12 protein-coding genes and 1 tRNA gene are annotated in these 17706 nt (G+C 42.4%); 6 read left to right on the forward strand and 7 right to left on the reverse strand.

Annotation, left to right across the window (positions count from 1 at the left end):
* Positions 1 to 49: 49 nt before the first annotated feature.
* Complete coding sequence (gene nhaA, locus OGH69_RS01970; protein WP_265172756.1) at positions 50 to 1231, forward strand: Na+/H+ antiporter NhaA; 1182 nt, start codon at positions 50 to 52, stop codon at positions 1229 to 1231.
* Positions 1232 to 1290: 59 nt separating this feature from the next.
* Here the strand turns inward: nhaA and OGH69_RS01975 are convergent, their stop codons facing one another.
* Entirely contained in the window at positions 1291 to 2169 is an 879-nt protein-coding gene (locus OGH69_RS01975) for an alpha/beta hydrolase (protein ID WP_265172757.1), read from the reverse strand.
* Positions 2170 to 2526: 357 nt separating this feature from the next.
* Between OGH69_RS01975 and OGH69_RS01980 the strand changes: the two genes are divergently transcribed.
* The 3 genes from OGH69_RS01980 to OGH69_RS01990 all read left to right on the forward strand — a co-directional run bounded on the left by OGH69_RS01980 (position 2527) and on the right by OGH69_RS01990 (position 11256).
* Positions 2527 to 5037 carry a hybrid sensor histidine kinase/response regulator transcription factor gene (locus OGH69_RS01980; protein ID WP_265172758.1) on the forward strand — a complete coding sequence of 837 codons (2511 nt, stop codon included), beginning with the start codon at positions 2527 to 2529 and terminating at the stop codon, positions 5035 to 5037.
* A gap of 227 nt (positions 5038 to 5264) precedes the next feature.
* Entirely contained in the window at positions 5265 to 10853 is a 5589-nt protein-coding gene (locus tag OGH69_RS01985; protein ID WP_265172759.1) for a T9SS type A sorting domain-containing protein, read from the forward strand.
* A gap of 208 nt (positions 10854 to 11061) precedes the next feature.
* Entirely contained in the window at positions 11062 to 11256 is a 195-nt protein-coding gene (locus OGH69_RS01990) for a hypothetical protein (protein ID WP_265172760.1), read from the forward strand.
* A 233-nt stretch (positions 11257 to 11489) separates the two neighbouring features.
* On the opposite strand, the gene OGH69_RS01995 is transcribed toward OGH69_RS01990, so the two are convergent.
* Positions 11490 to 11563 (reverse strand) — tRNA-Arg (locus OGH69_RS01995).
* Positions 11564 to 11677: 114 nt separating this feature from the next.
* Here OGH69_RS01995 and OGH69_RS02000 point away from each other — a divergent pair.
* Positions 11678 to 12190 carry an adenine phosphoribosyltransferase gene (locus OGH69_RS02000; protein ID WP_265172761.1) on the forward strand — a complete coding sequence of 171 codons (513 nt, stop codon included), beginning with the start codon at positions 11678 to 11680 and terminating at the stop codon, positions 12188 to 12190.
* Between the two features lie 27 nt (positions 12191 to 12217).
* Here OGH69_RS02000 and OGH69_RS02005 read toward each other — a convergent pair whose 3' ends face one another.
* From OGH69_RS02005 to OGH69_RS02025, 5 genes are all read right to left on the reverse strand, one after another.
* Positions 12218 to 12358 carry an SsrA-binding protein gene (locus OGH69_RS02005; RefSeq protein ID WP_265172762.1) on the reverse strand — a complete coding sequence of 47 codons (141 nt, stop codon included), beginning with the start codon at positions 12356 to 12358 and terminating at the stop codon, positions 12218 to 12220.
* A 143-nt stretch (positions 12359 to 12501) separates the two neighbouring features.
* On the reverse strand, positions 12502 to 14502 hold the full coding sequence (locus OGH69_RS02010; RefSeq protein WP_265172763.1) for a M56 family metallopeptidase: 2001 nt from the start codon (positions 14500 to 14502) through the stop codon (positions 12502 to 12504).
* A gap of 1 nt (position 14503) precedes the next feature.
* A complete protein-coding gene (locus OGH69_RS02015; protein WP_265172764.1) occupies positions 14504 to 14863 on the reverse strand; it encodes a BlaI/MecI/CopY family transcriptional regulator in 360 nt (119 codons plus the stop codon).
* Positions 14864 to 14993: 130 nt separating this feature from the next.
* A complete protein-coding gene (locus OGH69_RS02020; RefSeq protein WP_265172765.1) occupies positions 14994 to 15629 on the reverse strand; it encodes a hypothetical protein in 636 nt (211 codons plus the stop codon).
* Positions 15630 to 15686: 57 nt separating this feature from the next.
* Entirely contained in the window at positions 15687 to 16904 is a 1218-nt protein-coding gene (locus OGH69_RS02025; protein ID WP_265172766.1) for an MDR family MFS transporter, read from the reverse strand.
* 170 nt (positions 16905 to 17074) lie between these two features.
* On the opposite strand from OGH69_RS02025, the gene OGH69_RS02030 reads away from it, so the two are divergent.
* On the forward strand, positions 17075 to 17677 hold the full coding sequence (locus tag OGH69_RS02030) for a DUF1684 domain-containing protein (protein ID WP_265172767.1): 603 nt from the start codon (positions 17075 to 17077) through the stop codon (positions 17675 to 17677).
* Positions 17678 to 17706 lie beyond the last annotated feature (29 nt).

Raw genomic sequence — 17706 nt, forward strand, 5'->3', positions numbered from 1 at the left:
TTATTTAATACGCTTGCTTAATCCTAAGCTGATGCCTAAATTTGCGGATATGGCAAAACTTATCAACCTCAAAATTTTCGCACATTTTTTCCAATCCTCATCCGCTGGGGGAATTTTACTGCTTATATGTGTCGCGATTTCCCTGACGATAGCCAATACCGGCCTCGCAGACGGTTTTAACAATCTGCTTACTTCGGAAATTGGTTACGATAGCGCAAACCTGCATTTGCGCTATCCTGTTATTTTGTGGATAAACGATGGCCTCATGGCTATCTTTTTCCTGCTTGTAGGCCTCGAAATAAAAAGGGAAATAGTAGAAGGGGAGCTGTCTTCTATCCGGCACGCATCATTGCCGGTGCTTGCTGCTATAGGCGGTGTAGTAGTACCGGCACTTATATATTATGCATTCAATACAGGCCTGCCTTCTTCAAAAGGCTGGGGGATACCTATGGCCACCGATATTGCTTTTGCCCTGGGTATAGTTTCCTTACTTGGCAATAAAGTGCCTTCCGGACTAAAAATATTTCTGGCAGCCCTTGCCATTGTAGATGACCTGATGGCCATACTTGTCATTGCAATATTCTATTCTTCAGAGCTTCACCTAAGTTATCTTGGATATGCCGGAGGTGTATTTGCTTTGTTGGTGGTCTTTAACAGGACAGGAGTGAAAAACATTTTTTTCTACATTATCCCTGGTATCATTATGTGGTATCTTATTCACCATTCCGGCATACACGCAACTATTGCAGGTGTTCTTACAGCCATTACGCTTCCTACAAATGATACCGATGAAGATTCGCCTCTTGAAAAGCTCGAACACGCCCTTACAAGGCCTGTAAACTTTTTGATCATGCCGCTGTTTGCAATTGCCAATACCAATATCACTTTTGAGTCGGGAATGGTAGACGGACTTGCAGGCAATCTGGGACTTGGAATCCTTTTGGGGCTTTTTCTTGGGAAGCCTGTCGGCATTTTTCTTATGTCATGGCTTTCGGTTAAAGTAAAGGTCTCCGAACTTCCTGAGAATACCAGATGGCCTCATGTACTTGGAGTAGGAATACTTGGCGGTATCGGTTTTACAATGTCTATATTCATAGCGTTGCTTTCTTTTAGCGATCCTTTTAGGCAAACAGAGGCTAAATTTGCGATCCTTGTAGCATCGGTGCTTTCCGGTATAGCAGGTTTCATGCTTTTAAGCCTTTATAATAAAAGAAAAAAGAACAAAGCATAATATAATTCTGATAATCAGTCTTATAAGTCCGGTTTCTGAGAAGCTTCCGGACTAAAAATCTATGGGATTATTTTTCTGGTTTTGAGCCAGGAAATGCAATCCAGCGTCCAAAATTTGCTTGTTCCTTCAACACCAAGCCCAAATCCGTGCTTTCCTTTCTCATATATATGCAGCTCAGCAGCTACGTTGTTTTTTTTCAGAGCCAAAAAATAATTAATGCTGTTTTCAACAGGTACCGAAAGATCGTCTGATGCATGAACGAGGAATGTGGGGGGAGTTTCTGTACTGACTTGTGATTCATTGGAATGTTTTGCAACCAGTTCAGCTGAAGGGCTGGCTCCTAACAAATTTTTTCTTGATCCTTGGTGGGTAATGTCATCCCTCATGGAAATCACCGGGTAGATTAGCAATGCAAAATCAGGGCGCGCGTTTATGTTTAGATCTTCAGAATATACAATTTCATTGTATCTAGTGCATAATGTTGCAGCCAAATGCCCTCCGGCAGAAAACCCCAGTACTCCAATGTTATTTGGGTCAATACCCCATTTCGAGGCATTTTGCCTGATTAACCGCATAGCTTTTTGCGCATCCTGCAACGGACCTGTTTCCTTGTTTGTCATGATACGCTCATCGAATAGCCTGTATTTTAGCACAAAAGCTGTTATACGCTGCGTATTCAACCATTCTGCAACTTTTTTGCCTTCCTTATCTATAGAAAGATGTGCATATCCGCCACCCGGAAAAATAAGTACAGCTGTGCCGTTGGATTTAATCTTTTTAGGACTGTAAACAGTCAGGGTTGGAATTGTCACCTTACTGATTTTTTGCAATATACCATCTTTAAATGTTGCATCTTCATTATAATTTGAAGCAGCGATTGCACCAGGTATGGGATCAACCCATATTGAAATTATTTCCTCTTGTGCCTTTAATTTCAAACCTAGTACAAGGTGAAGGAATAGTAAAGCATGTCTTATCCATAATGCTTAATTTTCAGATAATTATAAATTAAAGACAGAAATTATGGCAGAAATTAAAATTGAAAAGAAAAAACCTCAATTAACTGCATTATGGGTTTATAACTTCACTACTTTTAACAATTTTTTAACAATGTGTGAAAATTTGGAAGCAAGTCGAATTCACTTGTTATATTTGTAAAATCTATGATCACCCCAATGTTTAAAAATCCTTATCCTAAATCACCTGAAAAATTTACATTTTTTATAATTGTTGTATTATACTTATTGCCATTACTCTCATTTAGTCAAAATTTTACAGATTCCCTTCGCCATTTAATGAAACATGCTAATGAGCTTCGTATGGCCCAGCTAAACGTAGAAATGGCAACATATTATCTGACTACAAGCCCGGATTCATCGATATATTACGCCCACAGAGCTATCGATATCGGGCGGAAAAATAACAATCCTGTTATCCTTATCAGGTCGTATGCTAAAATTGGAGAGGCATACCAGAAGCAGAACAAGATGAAAGAGGCCATTTCGAATTATCTTAAAGGCCTTGAGCTGGCAGAAAAACATAATGAAAAATCGCTAGCGGGTACCATATACAACGGGATAGGGGTTTGCTACTTTTACCAGAACAACCCTAAAAAAGCCGAACAATACTTAAAGCTGGCAGCTGAGGCAAAGAAAGATGCTAATGACTATCAGTACTATGCAATCATTTCAATCAACCTTGCCGTACTCCAAATCTCGACCCAGTCTCCTAAAGAAGCGGTGAAAACCTTAATGGATGCCGAAAGGACACTTTTAAAAAATAAGCAGCCTGAATACCTGGCCACGGTATATAATTCTCTTGGCGCGGCATATCAGGAGATAAAACCCGACTCTTGCCTTTATTTTTATGAAAAATGCATAGCGCTTGCCGATAAGTATAATGACCTCACCAACCAGATGACTGCCAATCAAAATATAGGAGACTACTATTTTGCCAGACACGACTATCCTTCAGCAATTAGGTACATGAAGAAGGCTATTGAGGTGAATAATAAGCGCTCGGAGGATACGTACAAGCCGGCATTGTATGACCGCATCGGCCTGATCTATGAAGCCATGGGCGATTTCAGGAATGCCTACAATTACAAGAAACTCGAAAATGAGGCCCGCCAGCGCATATTTTCTGTGCAGAAGCAAAAGGAGGTTGACGAATTGGAAATCAGATATCAAACAGAAAAGAAGGAGAAAGAGATACAATTGAACAAGCAGGAAATTGAGCGGGGTAAAAACCAGCGTAACCAATTACTTTTTGGTGCAGTATTGATATTTCTTGTTGCCGGTTTTGTACTATATCTCGTTTTCCAGCGTAGAAGGATCATTCAGCAATTTGAACAGGAAAAGCTAAAGATGTTTGAGAATATCTTTCACGAGATTCGTACTCCGCTTACCCTTATTGAAGGCCCGATACATTTGATGAAGAATGATAGTGATTCAAAATTCAGTGAACAGTTGGTGCTTGTTGAACGGAATTCTAAAAGGCTGATGCGTTTGGTAAACGAGTTGCTGGATGCATCCAAACTGGGTAAAGGAAGTTTTCAATTACATTACGTATCAGGTAATTTGGGTAAATTTATTAGTGATATAGTTGACAGCTTTTCGAATGAGGCTTTTTCCGAAGACAAAACTGTCATTGTCGATACAGAACATAGTGAAGGATATTATTCTTTTCCATCCAATGTCCTGGAGAAAATATTATCGAACCTTATTGGCAACGCGATAAAATACAGTCCGGCCGGTAGTGAGGTGAAAGTTACTTCGAAGGTTCATGAAGATAAGCTGTATATAGAAGTTAAAGATAATGGCCCCGGAATTCCCGAAAACGAACAAAAAAAGGTATTCAGGAGATTTTTCAGGGGTAAATATTCATCGGGTACAAATGGTACGGGTATTGGCCTGTCATTGGTAAAAGAGCTGGTAGAACTGGCGCATGGAAGCATACAGATGCAAAGCACACCTTCAGGGACCGCCTTTACAGTTACGCTGCCGGTAAAGCAATTGCAAAATGTCCCTGAAGCCATTTATTCGGATACCGATACCCCGACACTCCTGCTGGCAGAAGATGATGCCGATACCGCTGCCTTTACCATTTCGGTACTACAGGACAGCTTCAGGGTCATCCACGCCAAAAATGGGCAGGAAGCGATAAGCATAATTAACGAAAACCTGCCCGACATTGTCCTTTCTGACATCATGATGCCTGTAAAGGATGGTATTCAATTACTAAGGGGCATTCGTTCGGAAGAACTGTATAATCATCTTCCCGTAATACTGTTCTCGGCAAAGGCATCATTAGAGAGCCGCCTGCAGGGTCTTAGCCACGGTGCCGATGCTTACATTGCAAAGCCTTTTTCGCCCGATGAGCTCAGGCTGACCGTACACAACCTTTTCACTACAATGCAGCGCAACAAGCAGCTGTACCAGTCGGCAATAAAATCGGCAAAGACATTCGAAGAGCGGATAAAAAGCGATAATGCATATATAAATAAAGTAATCGAAAGCATTATAAGAAACATTGGCGATGCTGAATATTCGGTTAACGAGCTTTCATCGGACATGGCTGTGAGCCGAAGCCAACTACACAGGAAGCTTGCGGCGCACACGGGATTCTCTACCACAAACTTTATACGCATGGTGCGCCTCGAAAGAGCCAGGGACATGCTGCTTGCGAATGAAGGCAACATTTCGGAAATAGCATACAAATGCGGGTTTAACAGCCAGTCCTATTTCACAAAATCATTTACAGAGTATTTCGGTGAATCGCCAAGCCAATTCTCTAAAAATCAATAGATTTTCGGGATGTGCAACAATGGTACACAATAGCGCAACATTGTTTAATGTACATTTATAAGCATTAATTTATATTTGCAACAAAAAAAGAACAATTAATCAATCAAATCAATATGATGAAGAAATTTTTACTCTTCTCTTTATTTCTTTTTGGATTCGTTTCATATGCTAACAACGAATGTGGGGATGCAATAGCACTAACCCCCGGTATAACCTGCAATTACACAATGGGAACATTTAGTGGCGCGACACTAAGTGGAACGGCGCCATCGTGTACCAGCCAGTCACTTCAGGATGTTTGGTACAAGTTTACTGCGACCGAAGCTACAATGCGTATATCGTTAAGCGCAACGTCGGGGCTTAACCATGGCTTCCAGGTGCTGCAAGGGGGCTGCGGCGGAGCTGTAATGGCATGTGTAAATGCCACTCCGGCCGGAAATGCAGAGGCTTACTCTGATAATACGTTTATTATCGGCCAGGAATATCACATACGCGTATTGAACGCAGCTGCGTCATCCAGCACGGCTTCATTCGGTATTTGTGTGACAAATATTCCCCCGCCTGCCAATGACCTTTGTGCCAATGCGCAACAGTTAATACCGGGGCTTGATTGTACAAACACCACAGGTACTTTCAGTGGTTCTCTTAAGGATGGCAATATACCTTCATGTGGCACCTATACCTCGCAGGATGTTTGGTATAAGTTTACAGCGACACATGTGACCATGAGGATAGATCTTGAAGCCTCATCAAACCTGAACCATGGCTTTGAGTTGTATAATGGTGGATGCAATGGTACTTTGGTCGCCTGCGTAAACGAAAGCAGCACAGGATTTAGCGAGAACTATTTTGATAATAATTTCATAGTAGGGCAGGAATACTATATAAGGGTTATTAATACTTCAGAAAATCTAAGCACCCGTACATTCAATATTTGCGTTAAGAACTATCCTACGCCTGCCAATGACCTTTGTGCCAATGCGCAACAGTTAATCCCGGGGCTTGATTGTACGAACACCACAGGTACATTTAGCGGTTCTCTCAAGGATGGCAATATACCTTCATGTGGCGCCTCTACCTCGCAGGATGTTTGGTATAAGTTTACAGCGACCCATGTGACCATGAGGATAGATCTTGAATCCTCCTCATCAAACCTGAACGATGGGTTTGAGTTATATAGTGGTGGATGCAATGGCACTTTGATTACCTGCGTAAACGAAAGCATCTCAGGATTTAGCGAGAAATATTTTAATAATAATTTCATAGTAGGGCAGGAATACTATATAAGGGTTATTAATACCTCAGAGAATCTAAGCACCCGCACATTCAATATTTGCGTCAAGAACTATCCTACGCCGGCCAATGATCTTTGTGCCAATGCGATACAACTGACTCCCGGGCTTACCTGCACAAATACATCGGGTACCTTTAGCGGTTCGCTGAAAGACGGTGGTATCCCTGCATGTGCTACTAATGCTTCCCAGGATGTTTGGTATAAATTTACCGCTACCGATAAGTTGATGGAAATTGATGTTAACGGAGCATCAAATGTGAATATTGCTTTTGAGCTTTACCAGGGCGGTTGCAATGGGACGCTGGTATCCTGTCAAAATTTTTATTCCACTGACAGTACCGAATATTACTTTGGCAGTAATTTCATAATTGGGCAGGAATACTATATACGGGTTATTAATCCGTTAAGCTCACTGGATACAAGAAATTTCCAGGTATGTGTTATAAAATACCCGCCACCGGCCAATGACCTTTGTGCCAATGCAATACAGCTGACCCCCGGACTCACATGTACAGATACTTCAGGCACCTTTAAAGGGGCGCTCAAAGACGGTGGTGTCCCTGCATGTGCTACTAATGCTTCCCAGGATGTTTGGTATAAATTTACAGCTACCGACGTTATGATGGAAATAGATGTTGACGGAGCATCCAATGTGAATATTGCTTTTGAACTTTACCAGGGCGGCTGCAACGGAACGCTTGTAGCTTGTACAGACTCATTTGCCAATGATAATCTTGAGTTTTATTTTGCCAGTAATTTCATAATAGGGCAGGAATACTATATACGGGTTATTAATCCGTTAAGTACATTAGATACAAGAAACTTCGAGTTATGTGTAGTAAAGTTCCCGCCACCGGCAAACGACCTTTGCGCGAATGCCATACAGTTAACCCCGGGGCTTAGTTGTACAAACACTACAGGCACTTTTAGAGGATCTCTTAAAGATGGCGGCATTCCATCTTGTGCAGCCAGTGCTTCACAGGATGTTTGGTATAAATTTACCGCTACCGACGTTATGATGGAGATTGATATTGCGGGTGCTACAAATGTTAACGTAGGTTTTGAGCTTTACCAGGGCGGTTGCAACGGAACGCTGATAGCTTGTAAAAACTCCTTTGCCAATGATAATCTTGAATATTATTTCGCCAACGATTTTATCATAGGACAGGAATACTATATCCGCGTTATTAATCCAATAAGTAACTTAGAGAAAAGAAACTTCGAGTTATGTGTAGTAAAATACCCGCCACCGGCCAATGACCTTTGTACCAATGCAACACAGCTCACTCCGGGTACAGGATGCAACTACATAACCGGGACTTTTAAAGGATCTGTGTTAGACGGACTCGTACCTACATGCGCCACGGGAGCCCAACAGGACGTGTGGTACAAATTTACCGCGACCGATGTTACCAACAGTATTACGCTCGACATTACAACCAGCCTGAACCATGGTTTCGAAATCATACAAGGCGGATGTAACGGCACAGTGATTGCGTGTGTAAATTCAGGCGGGGCAGGCGCATTTGAGAGTTACTACAGTAATGATTTTGTGCCCGGGCAGGAATACTACATTAGAGTGTTCAATGCCACTAACATGCATCCTCTTAGTAATTTCAAGATATGCCTTACCAAATATCCAACACCTGCCAATGACCTTTGCGCGAATGCGACAGAAGTATTCCCCGGAACTACATGCACCTATGTGGGCGGAACATTCATAGGATCAACACTTGATGGACCAGCAGCAATGTGTCCTTCGGGAACAACAACGCAGGACATTTGGTACAAGTTTGTAGCTACAGAGCAGACCTATAGCATCTACCTTAACCCGGTTTCTTTCTTTAACCCCGGTTTCCAGATTTTCGAAGGAAGCTGCTCCGCTGCTCCAATTGCCTGCGTGAATAACTTTGGCAGCAATGTATCTGAATATTATATTAACAACAACTTTATTATAGGACAAACCTATTACGTACGCTTTTTCAACGCTTTGAATGGATATTCATCGGACAATATTTCATTCTGCATTACAAAATATCCTAAACCGGCCAATGACACCTGTGAAAATGCCAGGGTTCTTTACCAGAATACCACTTGTTCGCAGGTGGGTGCCACGATGAGCGGCGCCATGTTTAATGGGCCTGCAATTTCATGCGCGCCACAGGCAGGGCAGGATGTTTGGTTCAGGTTCATCGCCGAAGGAACTTCTGCAAATATTTACGTCGGACCTATGTCTGGACGTGACCTTGGTTTCCAGGTGTTTGATGGTGGATGCTCCGGGACTCCAATCGCGTGTATCAACAGTGTTGGGGTAAATCTCAGCGAGACCGGAACGGCTTCCAACCTTATCCAGGGCCAGGAATACTACATCAGGGTATTCAATGTGTACCAGGGGCTTACAACCGATACTTTCTCGATTTGCGTTTATGGAGCGATTCAGCCTTGTAATGCTTCGGTATCAATAGTTGCTTCCACAGGTCAGGTTTGTGCGGGTAGCGAAGTTACTTTTACAGCAACACCTGTAAATGGCGGCGCAACACCGCAATATCAATGGAAACGCAATGGCAACAATGTAGGTACAAACACCCCTGTATATGCAACTTCCAACCTTGTTAATGGAGATAACATTTCGGTTGTTATGACAAGCAGCGTGCAATGCCCGTCTGTTCCAACAGTAGCGAGCAATATAATTACAATGACTGTTGCCACTCCGGTAGTGCCTGTGTTTACCCAGGTTTCGGCTATCTGTACCGGAGGTACATTCTCGCTTCCTGCGACGTCAAATAACGGTGTAACTGGAACATGGAGCCCCGCTATAAATAATATGGCTACTACCACATACACATTCACGCCCAATACAGGACAGTGCGCGTCTGTAACCACAATGACCGTAGCTGTGAATAGTAGCATCACACCAACATTTACACAAGTCCCTGCCATCTGTACAGGCGGAACGTTCAATCTGCCTTCTACTTCTAATAATGGCATCAGCGGGACGTGGAGCCCGGCCTTGAACAATACAGCAACCACGACGTATACATTTACACCGAACGCGGGCCAATGTGCGGTTGCAACCAGTATGACAGTAACTGTAAATAGTAACAATGTGACACCTGTATTTACACAAATTGGGGCCATTTGCTCAGGAGGCACAATTATGTTACCTGCTGTTTCCAATAACGGTATTTCGGGCATATGGAGTCCATCTGTAAATAATACAGCCACGACAACCTATACATTTACACCGAATGCGGGACAATGCGCCATTCCGGTTACCATGACAGTAACTGTGAACAGCAACGTAACTCCAACTTTTGTGCAGGTACCTGCCATTTGCGAAGGGGGATCGTTCAGCCTGCCAGTTACTTCGACTAATGGTATAAGCGGTACATGGAGCCCCGCAATTAATAATACTGCTACAACAACGTATGTATTCACCCCAAATGCAGGCCAGTGCGCCGTTTTCACCACTATGACTGTAAATGTAACGAACAGTGTTACACCAACCTTCACACAGGTTCCGGCAATATGCCAGGGAGGTACGTTTACATTGCCTGTGGTTTCCAATAACGGCATTACAGGAACGTGGAGCCCGGCTGTAAACAACAATACTACAACCACCTACACTTTTACCCCAAATGCAGGCCAATGTGCGACTACAGCCACTATGACGGTGACGGTAAATAATAATGTTACACCGGTATTCTCCCAAGTTGCGGCAATATGTCCTGGAGGGTCATTCACGCTTCCAACGGTTTCAACCAATGGTATTATAGGAACTTGGAGCCCGGCTGTAAACAACAATGCTACAACCACCTACACCTTTACCCCAAATGCAGGCCAGTGCGCTTCGACTGCGACAATGACGGTAACGGTGAACAGCAGTACGACGCCGACATTCAACCAAATTGCACCGGTATGCCAGGGAGGTTCATTTACGCTCCCAACGATTTCCAATAACGGTATTGCCGGAACCTGGAGCCCGGCAGTAAACAGCAATGCGACAACAACTTATACGTTTACCCCAAATGCAGGGCAATGTGCTGCTCAGGCTAGTATGACGGTAATTGTAAATATTATAAATGCAGGTGTTACCGTTGCAGACGCTACAATTACAGCAAGTGCTACAGGAGCGAGTTACCAATGGATAAACTGTGAAACCAACCAGCCTATAAATGACGCTACTGGAACATCGTTCATTGCAACGACTAATGGCTCCTATGCAGTTATCGTGACGCAAAATGGGTGCTCTGAAACTTCTCAATGCATTTCCATAACCAATTTAGCCAAAGATGTATTTGTACAAAAGGGGTGGAAGGTATATCCAAATCCCGTGGTCGATCAATTATTTATTGAGACAGAAGAGGCTACCGATATCGTGATAACCGATATGACAGGGAAAACGGTTAGCAGCCAGTCTTTGAATTCAGGTATAAACACAATTGACACAGGCTCATTAAGCGCCGGAATGTACTTTGTAAAGTCCATCTCAGGGACACATGTGAAATTTATCAAGCGATAACCCTATTGATCAAAAGTTGCAAAATGGGCTGTCTCGAATTGAGATAGCCTCTTTTTTTATTTTTACTATTATTAATCCTGTATCATTATTTTAGGACTAGTCAGTCGTTAAATGATATTTGCTGAAAATCGAACACCAATCAGGAATAAGGTTAATTAAAGCTGGATGCGTAAAACCCTCCACAAGATGCTGGCCGATGAGGTAGCAATTGAAAAAAAGGAAGGCGCTTACCCAAATTACCGAGTATGTAAAAAAGCTTTGCAATGCCAGAAATCTTCTTGTAAACGAAAAAAACGATGTGGAAGATTACTATCTGATGATGTCCGATTACAACTCAGTCATCAATAAACTTGAAAAACAACTTGGCGATACAAATTTCGAAAAGGAGACATTGAAGATTTAATGGGCAAGGGACTTAACAACTTGATTTTCTTGGGTTCAGCTTATGATAACGGCACACTTGCCGATGCGAGTGAGATGATTGGTTTAATTTATCCCGAAAATTTCACGTTTCGCGGAAACAGTTTCAAAACCGCTAGAGTTAACGAAATTACGAATTTTATATATCTGGTTAACAAGGAGTTGAAGTCAATAAAAACGGGACAAAAGACGATTTTTTCGCTTTGTCCCGAGTAGTGACCTCGACTGGATTCAAACCAGTAACCTTCTGAGCCGTAATCAGATGCGCTATTCAGTTGCGCCACGAGGCCGTTATGGTTGCAAATCTTCCTTTTTACAAGGTGTTCGTAGAACTTGTTTGCGGGTGCAAATATACATAATAATGCGTAACTTGCAAACCTAAATCAACATAAAACCACAAAAAAATGACACTGAACCAGTATGTGCGTGACATTCAGGATTTTCCGAAGCCCGGAATTATATTTAAAGATATTACACCGCTTTTGGCCAACCCAAAAGCCGTAAAAGAATGCATGGCGCTGCTTATCAATAACCTGCGTGACCGAAACATCGATAAAGTAGTGGGCGTGGAGAGCCGGGGTTTCTTTTTTGCTACCCTGCTGGCGTACGAGTTAGGTGCAGGATTTGTACCTGTACGCAAGCCGAAGAAACTGCCTTTTGAGACCATTTCTGCATCCTATGAATTGGAGTATGGCACTGACACCCTGGAGATACATACAGATGCGATTAAAAAGGGTGACAGGATACTCATTCACGACGATGTACTTGCTACGGGCGGTACTGCAAAGGCTGTATGCGAACTCGTGGAAAAATTAGGAGGTGAAATCGTACAGTGTAACTTCCTCATGGAACTGTCATTCCTTAATGGCAGGGAAAAACTGGCAGGCCATGAGGTATACTCTCCCCTGGTTTATTAGTCTGGGCTGTCGAAACGTTGGATTATATTAATCCAACGCCCTTGTGGTTACCCAATATTTCCAGGCTATAATGGCTTGCTGGAATTTGGTAGCCTTGGCTAGGTCAAGCTGCTCTTTGGTGTAATTGGGCAGCAGCCATTTGTTCAGTTTTGCTAAAAGTTTAAACATGGCGCATTGTTTTAACTACTAAGTTACAAAACAAGGTTTTATAGAGTTCATGTTTTCTCATAATAAATTGTTATTTGTTGTCGCAAAAAAAATTAAGGCCGCCTTGCGGCGACCTCATATTTAACATAACTAACCCTAAATATTTATGCCTTTTTGTTAAGCTGCTTCCTCGCTTTTTCAAGTTCTTTCCTTGATTGCTCGAGTTCCTTGCGCGACTCTTCAATTTCTTTTTTAGCCTTTTCCAGTTCTTCCTTAGCTGCTTTCTGGTCTTCTTCGGCCATTTCCTTATTACGGAATTTTTCAAATCCCTGCGCTTTCATATCCTCTGCATGTTTTCTCAACTGTTCTATGGTTTCAGAGTCAAAGGTTCCTGAAAACTGGAAGTCGCCATCTTTTATTATTCCCATAAATTGCTGCATATTTGGAAAGTCTTCAATCCTGATGTCAAAATCCATCGGCATGTCGAAGTTAAAATCCATGCTACCCTCAGGCATAACGAAGCTGTGCATTTCGGGGCCTATTTTCATCTGGAACGGTCCGGTGGCTTTAGTGATAATTTCCACAGCGCCTTCTTTTCCTTCTTTCCCGTATTTCTTTTTAGCTTCTTTCCCTTTTAGCATGTTTAGTTCGGCTATTTCCTGGCCCAATGGCAACTTTATAGGATTGCCTTTTTTCTGCTTCACGCCATTGATTACGATAAGCATGTCGGTATCGCCAATTTTCAGGCTGTTCACAGACCAATGGCCTTCAGGTGATGCTGGCATTTGTGGCATTTGAGGCATCATGTCGCTATTCATGCCATACGATTTAATAATTTTATGCTTTTGTACTCGTGTGCTGTCTTTTTTAAAATCTTCAAAGTCGCCGTCAGAGTCGATCCGGAATGCCTGTGCCCTTACAAAATTTCCCTGCCCAAGGCTATTGCCGAAAGTAATGGTGTTGCGGCCTGAGTTGCCTTTTTCGATTTCAATGGTAAACGGAGCGATAGGCTGGTGGCCTGCTACTTCGTATACCTGCGACTGGCCTTTGTCTTTTACGGTAACTTTAATCCCCGTTATCTCTTTGTCGAGGTTTCTGGTTACGTTTTCATAGTTTACATCGGCATTGTACTCATCTTTTATGAGTTGTTTGCTTTGCTCAAGCTCATCGTCCTGGGTGTCTTTATTAATCTCAATGGCAAACTTTACCTGCGTGTCAGCCAATTTAACAGCCTGTTTAACCGATTGTTTTTCCTGTGCCACAGTTTTTACCTGAAACACCAGCATGAAGGCGGCCAGGAGCGGAAGCATAGTGGCATACTTCCATGAGTTTAGGCTTTTTGATCGTTTTTTGTTTAACATAACTATACGTTTTTTGATTAATGATTGATAAAAATGATTGGTAAGGTTAATGCAGTCAGGCTGTACTGTAATTTTGAGTAATGTCTTTTGGTAGGCCTGCTTGTCCTCCATGAGTTTTATAGCGCCTGCATCGGCGATGAACTCAAGATTTTGCGAAATTGATTTTTTGTACATCCACATCAGTGGGTTGAACCAGAAGGCGATGCAAAACAACTGGCTGATAATCATGTCAAGGCTATGCTTCTGGCTGCTGTGTACTTTTTCATGTATTATAATGCCTTCCAGCTCTTCCTGTTTCAGCTGTGCCGAATTGAACACTATATAATTAAAGAACGAGAATGGCGACTGTGCTTTTTCCGAGTCGATGAGCCTGAAACGGCCGTCTTTTACAACGATGTTGCCGCCCAGTATACGCCTTATGGCTAAAAAATCGAGTACAAAGCGTATGGCAAAAAGTGCCACTCCTGCCAGATAGATGCCCCCCAATACATCAAACCAGTTGATGGTTATGGTTTCGGGTTGCGAAATGGCCCCGGCGGTGAGTTGCTCCTGATACTGTTTATACAGCATCAATTGCTCCAGAGTTACCGTGCGCGAGGCGGTTTCGGCAAAAGGCGCAGGGTCTACCCATATTGTTTTCGTGTATACCAGCAGGGGCATGGCTGCTGCTGTAAACAATCCTGCCAACAGGAACCACCTGTTGGAGTTGAAAAAAGTTTCTTTTTTAAGCAAAGCATGGTATGCAATAAAAAACAGGGCAATTAACCCGCATGCCTTAGCCATGTAGATGATAAAATTTTCCATATCATTTCCTGTTTTCGATCATGTCAAGTATTTCACGGAGCTCGGCGGCGCTGATTTTCTCTTCCTTCGCAAAGAAGGATACCATGCTCTTATAAGAGTTATTGAAATAGTTTTCAATAGCGGTATTCATAAAACCCTTCCTGTATTCTTCCCTGGTCACAACAGGAAAGTACTGGTGCGTGTTGCCGTATGCATTGTGGCCTACATACTTTTTATCCTCAAGGTTTCGGATGATAGTAGATAGCGTGTTGTAGTGTGGCTTATCATCCTTTATTTCCTCCAGCACATCTTTTACGAAAGCTTTTTCCAGCTTCCATAGTATGTGCATGATCTCTTCTTCTTTATTGGTCAGTTTTTGCATGATTTCGAATTTGTATGATCCAAAACTAAAACTATTTTTTTAGTTACGCAACTATTTTTATAGTTTAAAAACTAAAAATGTCGTTTTTTATTGTGCGGATAAATAAAATCGCTCAGGGATACCAACCTAATTATTCTATTTGGATAAATTTTTCATCTGTCCACCTGAATATTTCCGGTTTAAGTGACGTAGAAAATTCATCCATTTCATCATTTGATGCGTCTATTAGTGATGTCGAGTTTGCAATCAGTAAAAAACTGTCTTTTTTATAAGTAAAACCATAATAACCATCTTGTTGCTTAAGGCCTATTGGATCCGTAAATATTTTACCATTACTCCGATCAACTATAAAGAGTTGTTGGCAAAACGTACCGCATCCCTTCTCGAAAATAGTGTAATGTCCACCAAAATTTATTCCACGCTTACAGCCTTGTGTTATGAATGCTACGTATTCCGGATCATCGGCATAAGGATTGCTGTTAAAGTTTGGCGATGCTGGTTTCCCTGAAAAGACGGCTGCTTTATATTGGCCAAATGAATGTTTGAGCATATATGGGAATGCCTTTTTAATCCTTGAAAGACTGTCTTTTTTGATTTCCGTTTCTCTTTCAGGAGTGAAAACGACGTGTTTTGAATTTTTATTTGAAACCTTAATTGTATCGGTTTGATGTTGCTTTATAGCCGAAGTTTCACTATTATGCGATTTTTCAGATCGATTGCAAGATTGTATAATGATTGCTATAAAAAAGATTATGGAAAGTTTCATAAGTAGTTTAAGCTTATGCTACTAAATTAAATAAAATTTTATTCAAATAGATTTGTATTAGCTTTCTTTTTTCAGCAGAAGCCTTTGTAGCACGATACAGCACACAAAAGAAAATACACCGAAAAGCCCCATGAAAAGCCAGTTAGCATTGTAGCCCCATTTGCCGATGATGGTCATGCCCAGTTTGGCGCTGGCAATGTGGGCAAGGCTGAACATCATGGTGTACCAGCCCATGTACAGCCCTTCCTGCCCGCGTGGCGCACGGCCAAAAGCAAAGGAGTTTGAGAAGGGGAAGTTGAACATTTCGCCGAACGTAACAAAAATTATGCTGATGATGAGCATGCCTATCCAGCCATCATAGATGAGTACCAGGTAGCTTAGCGCTACAAGGAATGCGCCCCAGCCCACAACCCTGAGTTTAGGTACGTGTTTTCTTTCGAAAATGCTTACAAGCGGCATTTCGAGAGCGAAAACCATCAAGCCGTTGAATGACATCAATAGCCCGGTGTGGAATTCCGTAAGCCCATATTGTTCCCTGTGGTAGAGCGGGAGCGTGGTGAAGAGCTGGAAGAAGACCATGGCAGTAGCAAAACTGCAAAACAGGAACAGCCAGAAAAGTTTGTCGTTCCTTAATGTGCGTGTGTTAGCTGTTTCGTCGGTAAAGGTTTCCGGTGAGGCTACTTTCTCTTTTTCCTTTACCAAAAGGCGGAAGATGAGGATGGATATGATACAGGATGCACCATCAATCCAAAACAAGCCTTTGTAGCCTATGGCCACAATGATAAGCCCTCCCATTGCAGGCCCCGCTGCAAAGCCAAGGTTTACGGCCAGCCTTACGAGTGTCATGGCACGGGTACGGTTTTCAGGCTTCGCATAGGTACTTACCGAAACGAACATGGCCGGGCGAAACATATCGGCAATGACCATGATGCTGAACATTGCGATGCAAAGCCCTTCAAATGAAGTGATATGCTGTATCACAAAGAACATTAGCCCGCTGGTAAACAGGCTGAATACCATTATTTTATAAAAGCCTATCTTGTCTGACAGCTTTCCGCCGAGCCATGAACCCAGCAGCGACCCAAGGCCGAAGCATACCATTACAGTGCCTACCTGGCTATAACTAAAGTGCAGGTTTTCTTTCAGGTATTTGGAGAGGAAAGGCAGCACCATGGTACCTGCACGGTTGATGAAGGTAATGATTGCCAATATCCATATCTCCCTGCGAAAACCGCGGAAGTTATTGATATAGCGTGAAATGGCCTGCCGGAACATGGTTGGGTTTGTTTTGCTTCAAAGGTACAAATCCTTTTAGTGCTATGTAATTTTAGGCAATAATTCTTACATGATATAATAGTTATCCTCAGAGATTCTCAAAGGAGAGTGAACGTCTGGTGAATACTTTAAAGAAGCCAATATTCCGTACTTTTGTAAAAATATCAAATATGAAAATTATCCTTACCGCTTTTGCGATTACAGTTTGCTTATATACAAATGCCCAGGAATGCTCTGTTGAAAATTCCAAAAAGTACCAGCAAAACCTGAATGAAGAGTATGCCGACCCCAAAAAGTCACCGTTACTGAAAGAGGATCTTGCGGCTTTTGAATCTCTCGATTTTTATCCGGTTGACCTTAGTTATTGTGTTGAGGCTAAGTTGGTACGTACGCCAGATGAAAAGCCATTCAAAATGCCTACCACGGGAAGCAGGAAGCCGATGTACGTAAAGTATGGAGAACTTCATTTTACGCTTAAAGGTAAAAAATGCAAACTTGACGTATTGCAGAGCATTGACCTCTCTAAGTTGGACGAATATAAAGACTACCTGTTCCTGGCCTTTACCGATCTTACTTCCGGTAACGGGAGTTACGGCGGCGGGAGGTACATCGACCTGAAAATACCACAGGGTGATACCATGAACATTGACTTTAATACGGCTTACAACCCCTACTGTGCTTACAATCACGGCTACTCGTGCCCGATTCCGCCAAAGCAAAATGACCTTCAGGTTGAGGTGAAGGCGGGGGTAAGGATGAAAAATTCCAAATAACAAGCTCCAAATTCTAATCTTGTGAAATA

The sequence above is a fragment of the Flavobacterium sp. MFBS3-15 genome, assembly GCF_026107645.2.
Lineage (GTDB): Bacteria > Bacteroidota > Bacteroidia > Flavobacteriales > Flavobacteriaceae > Flavobacterium.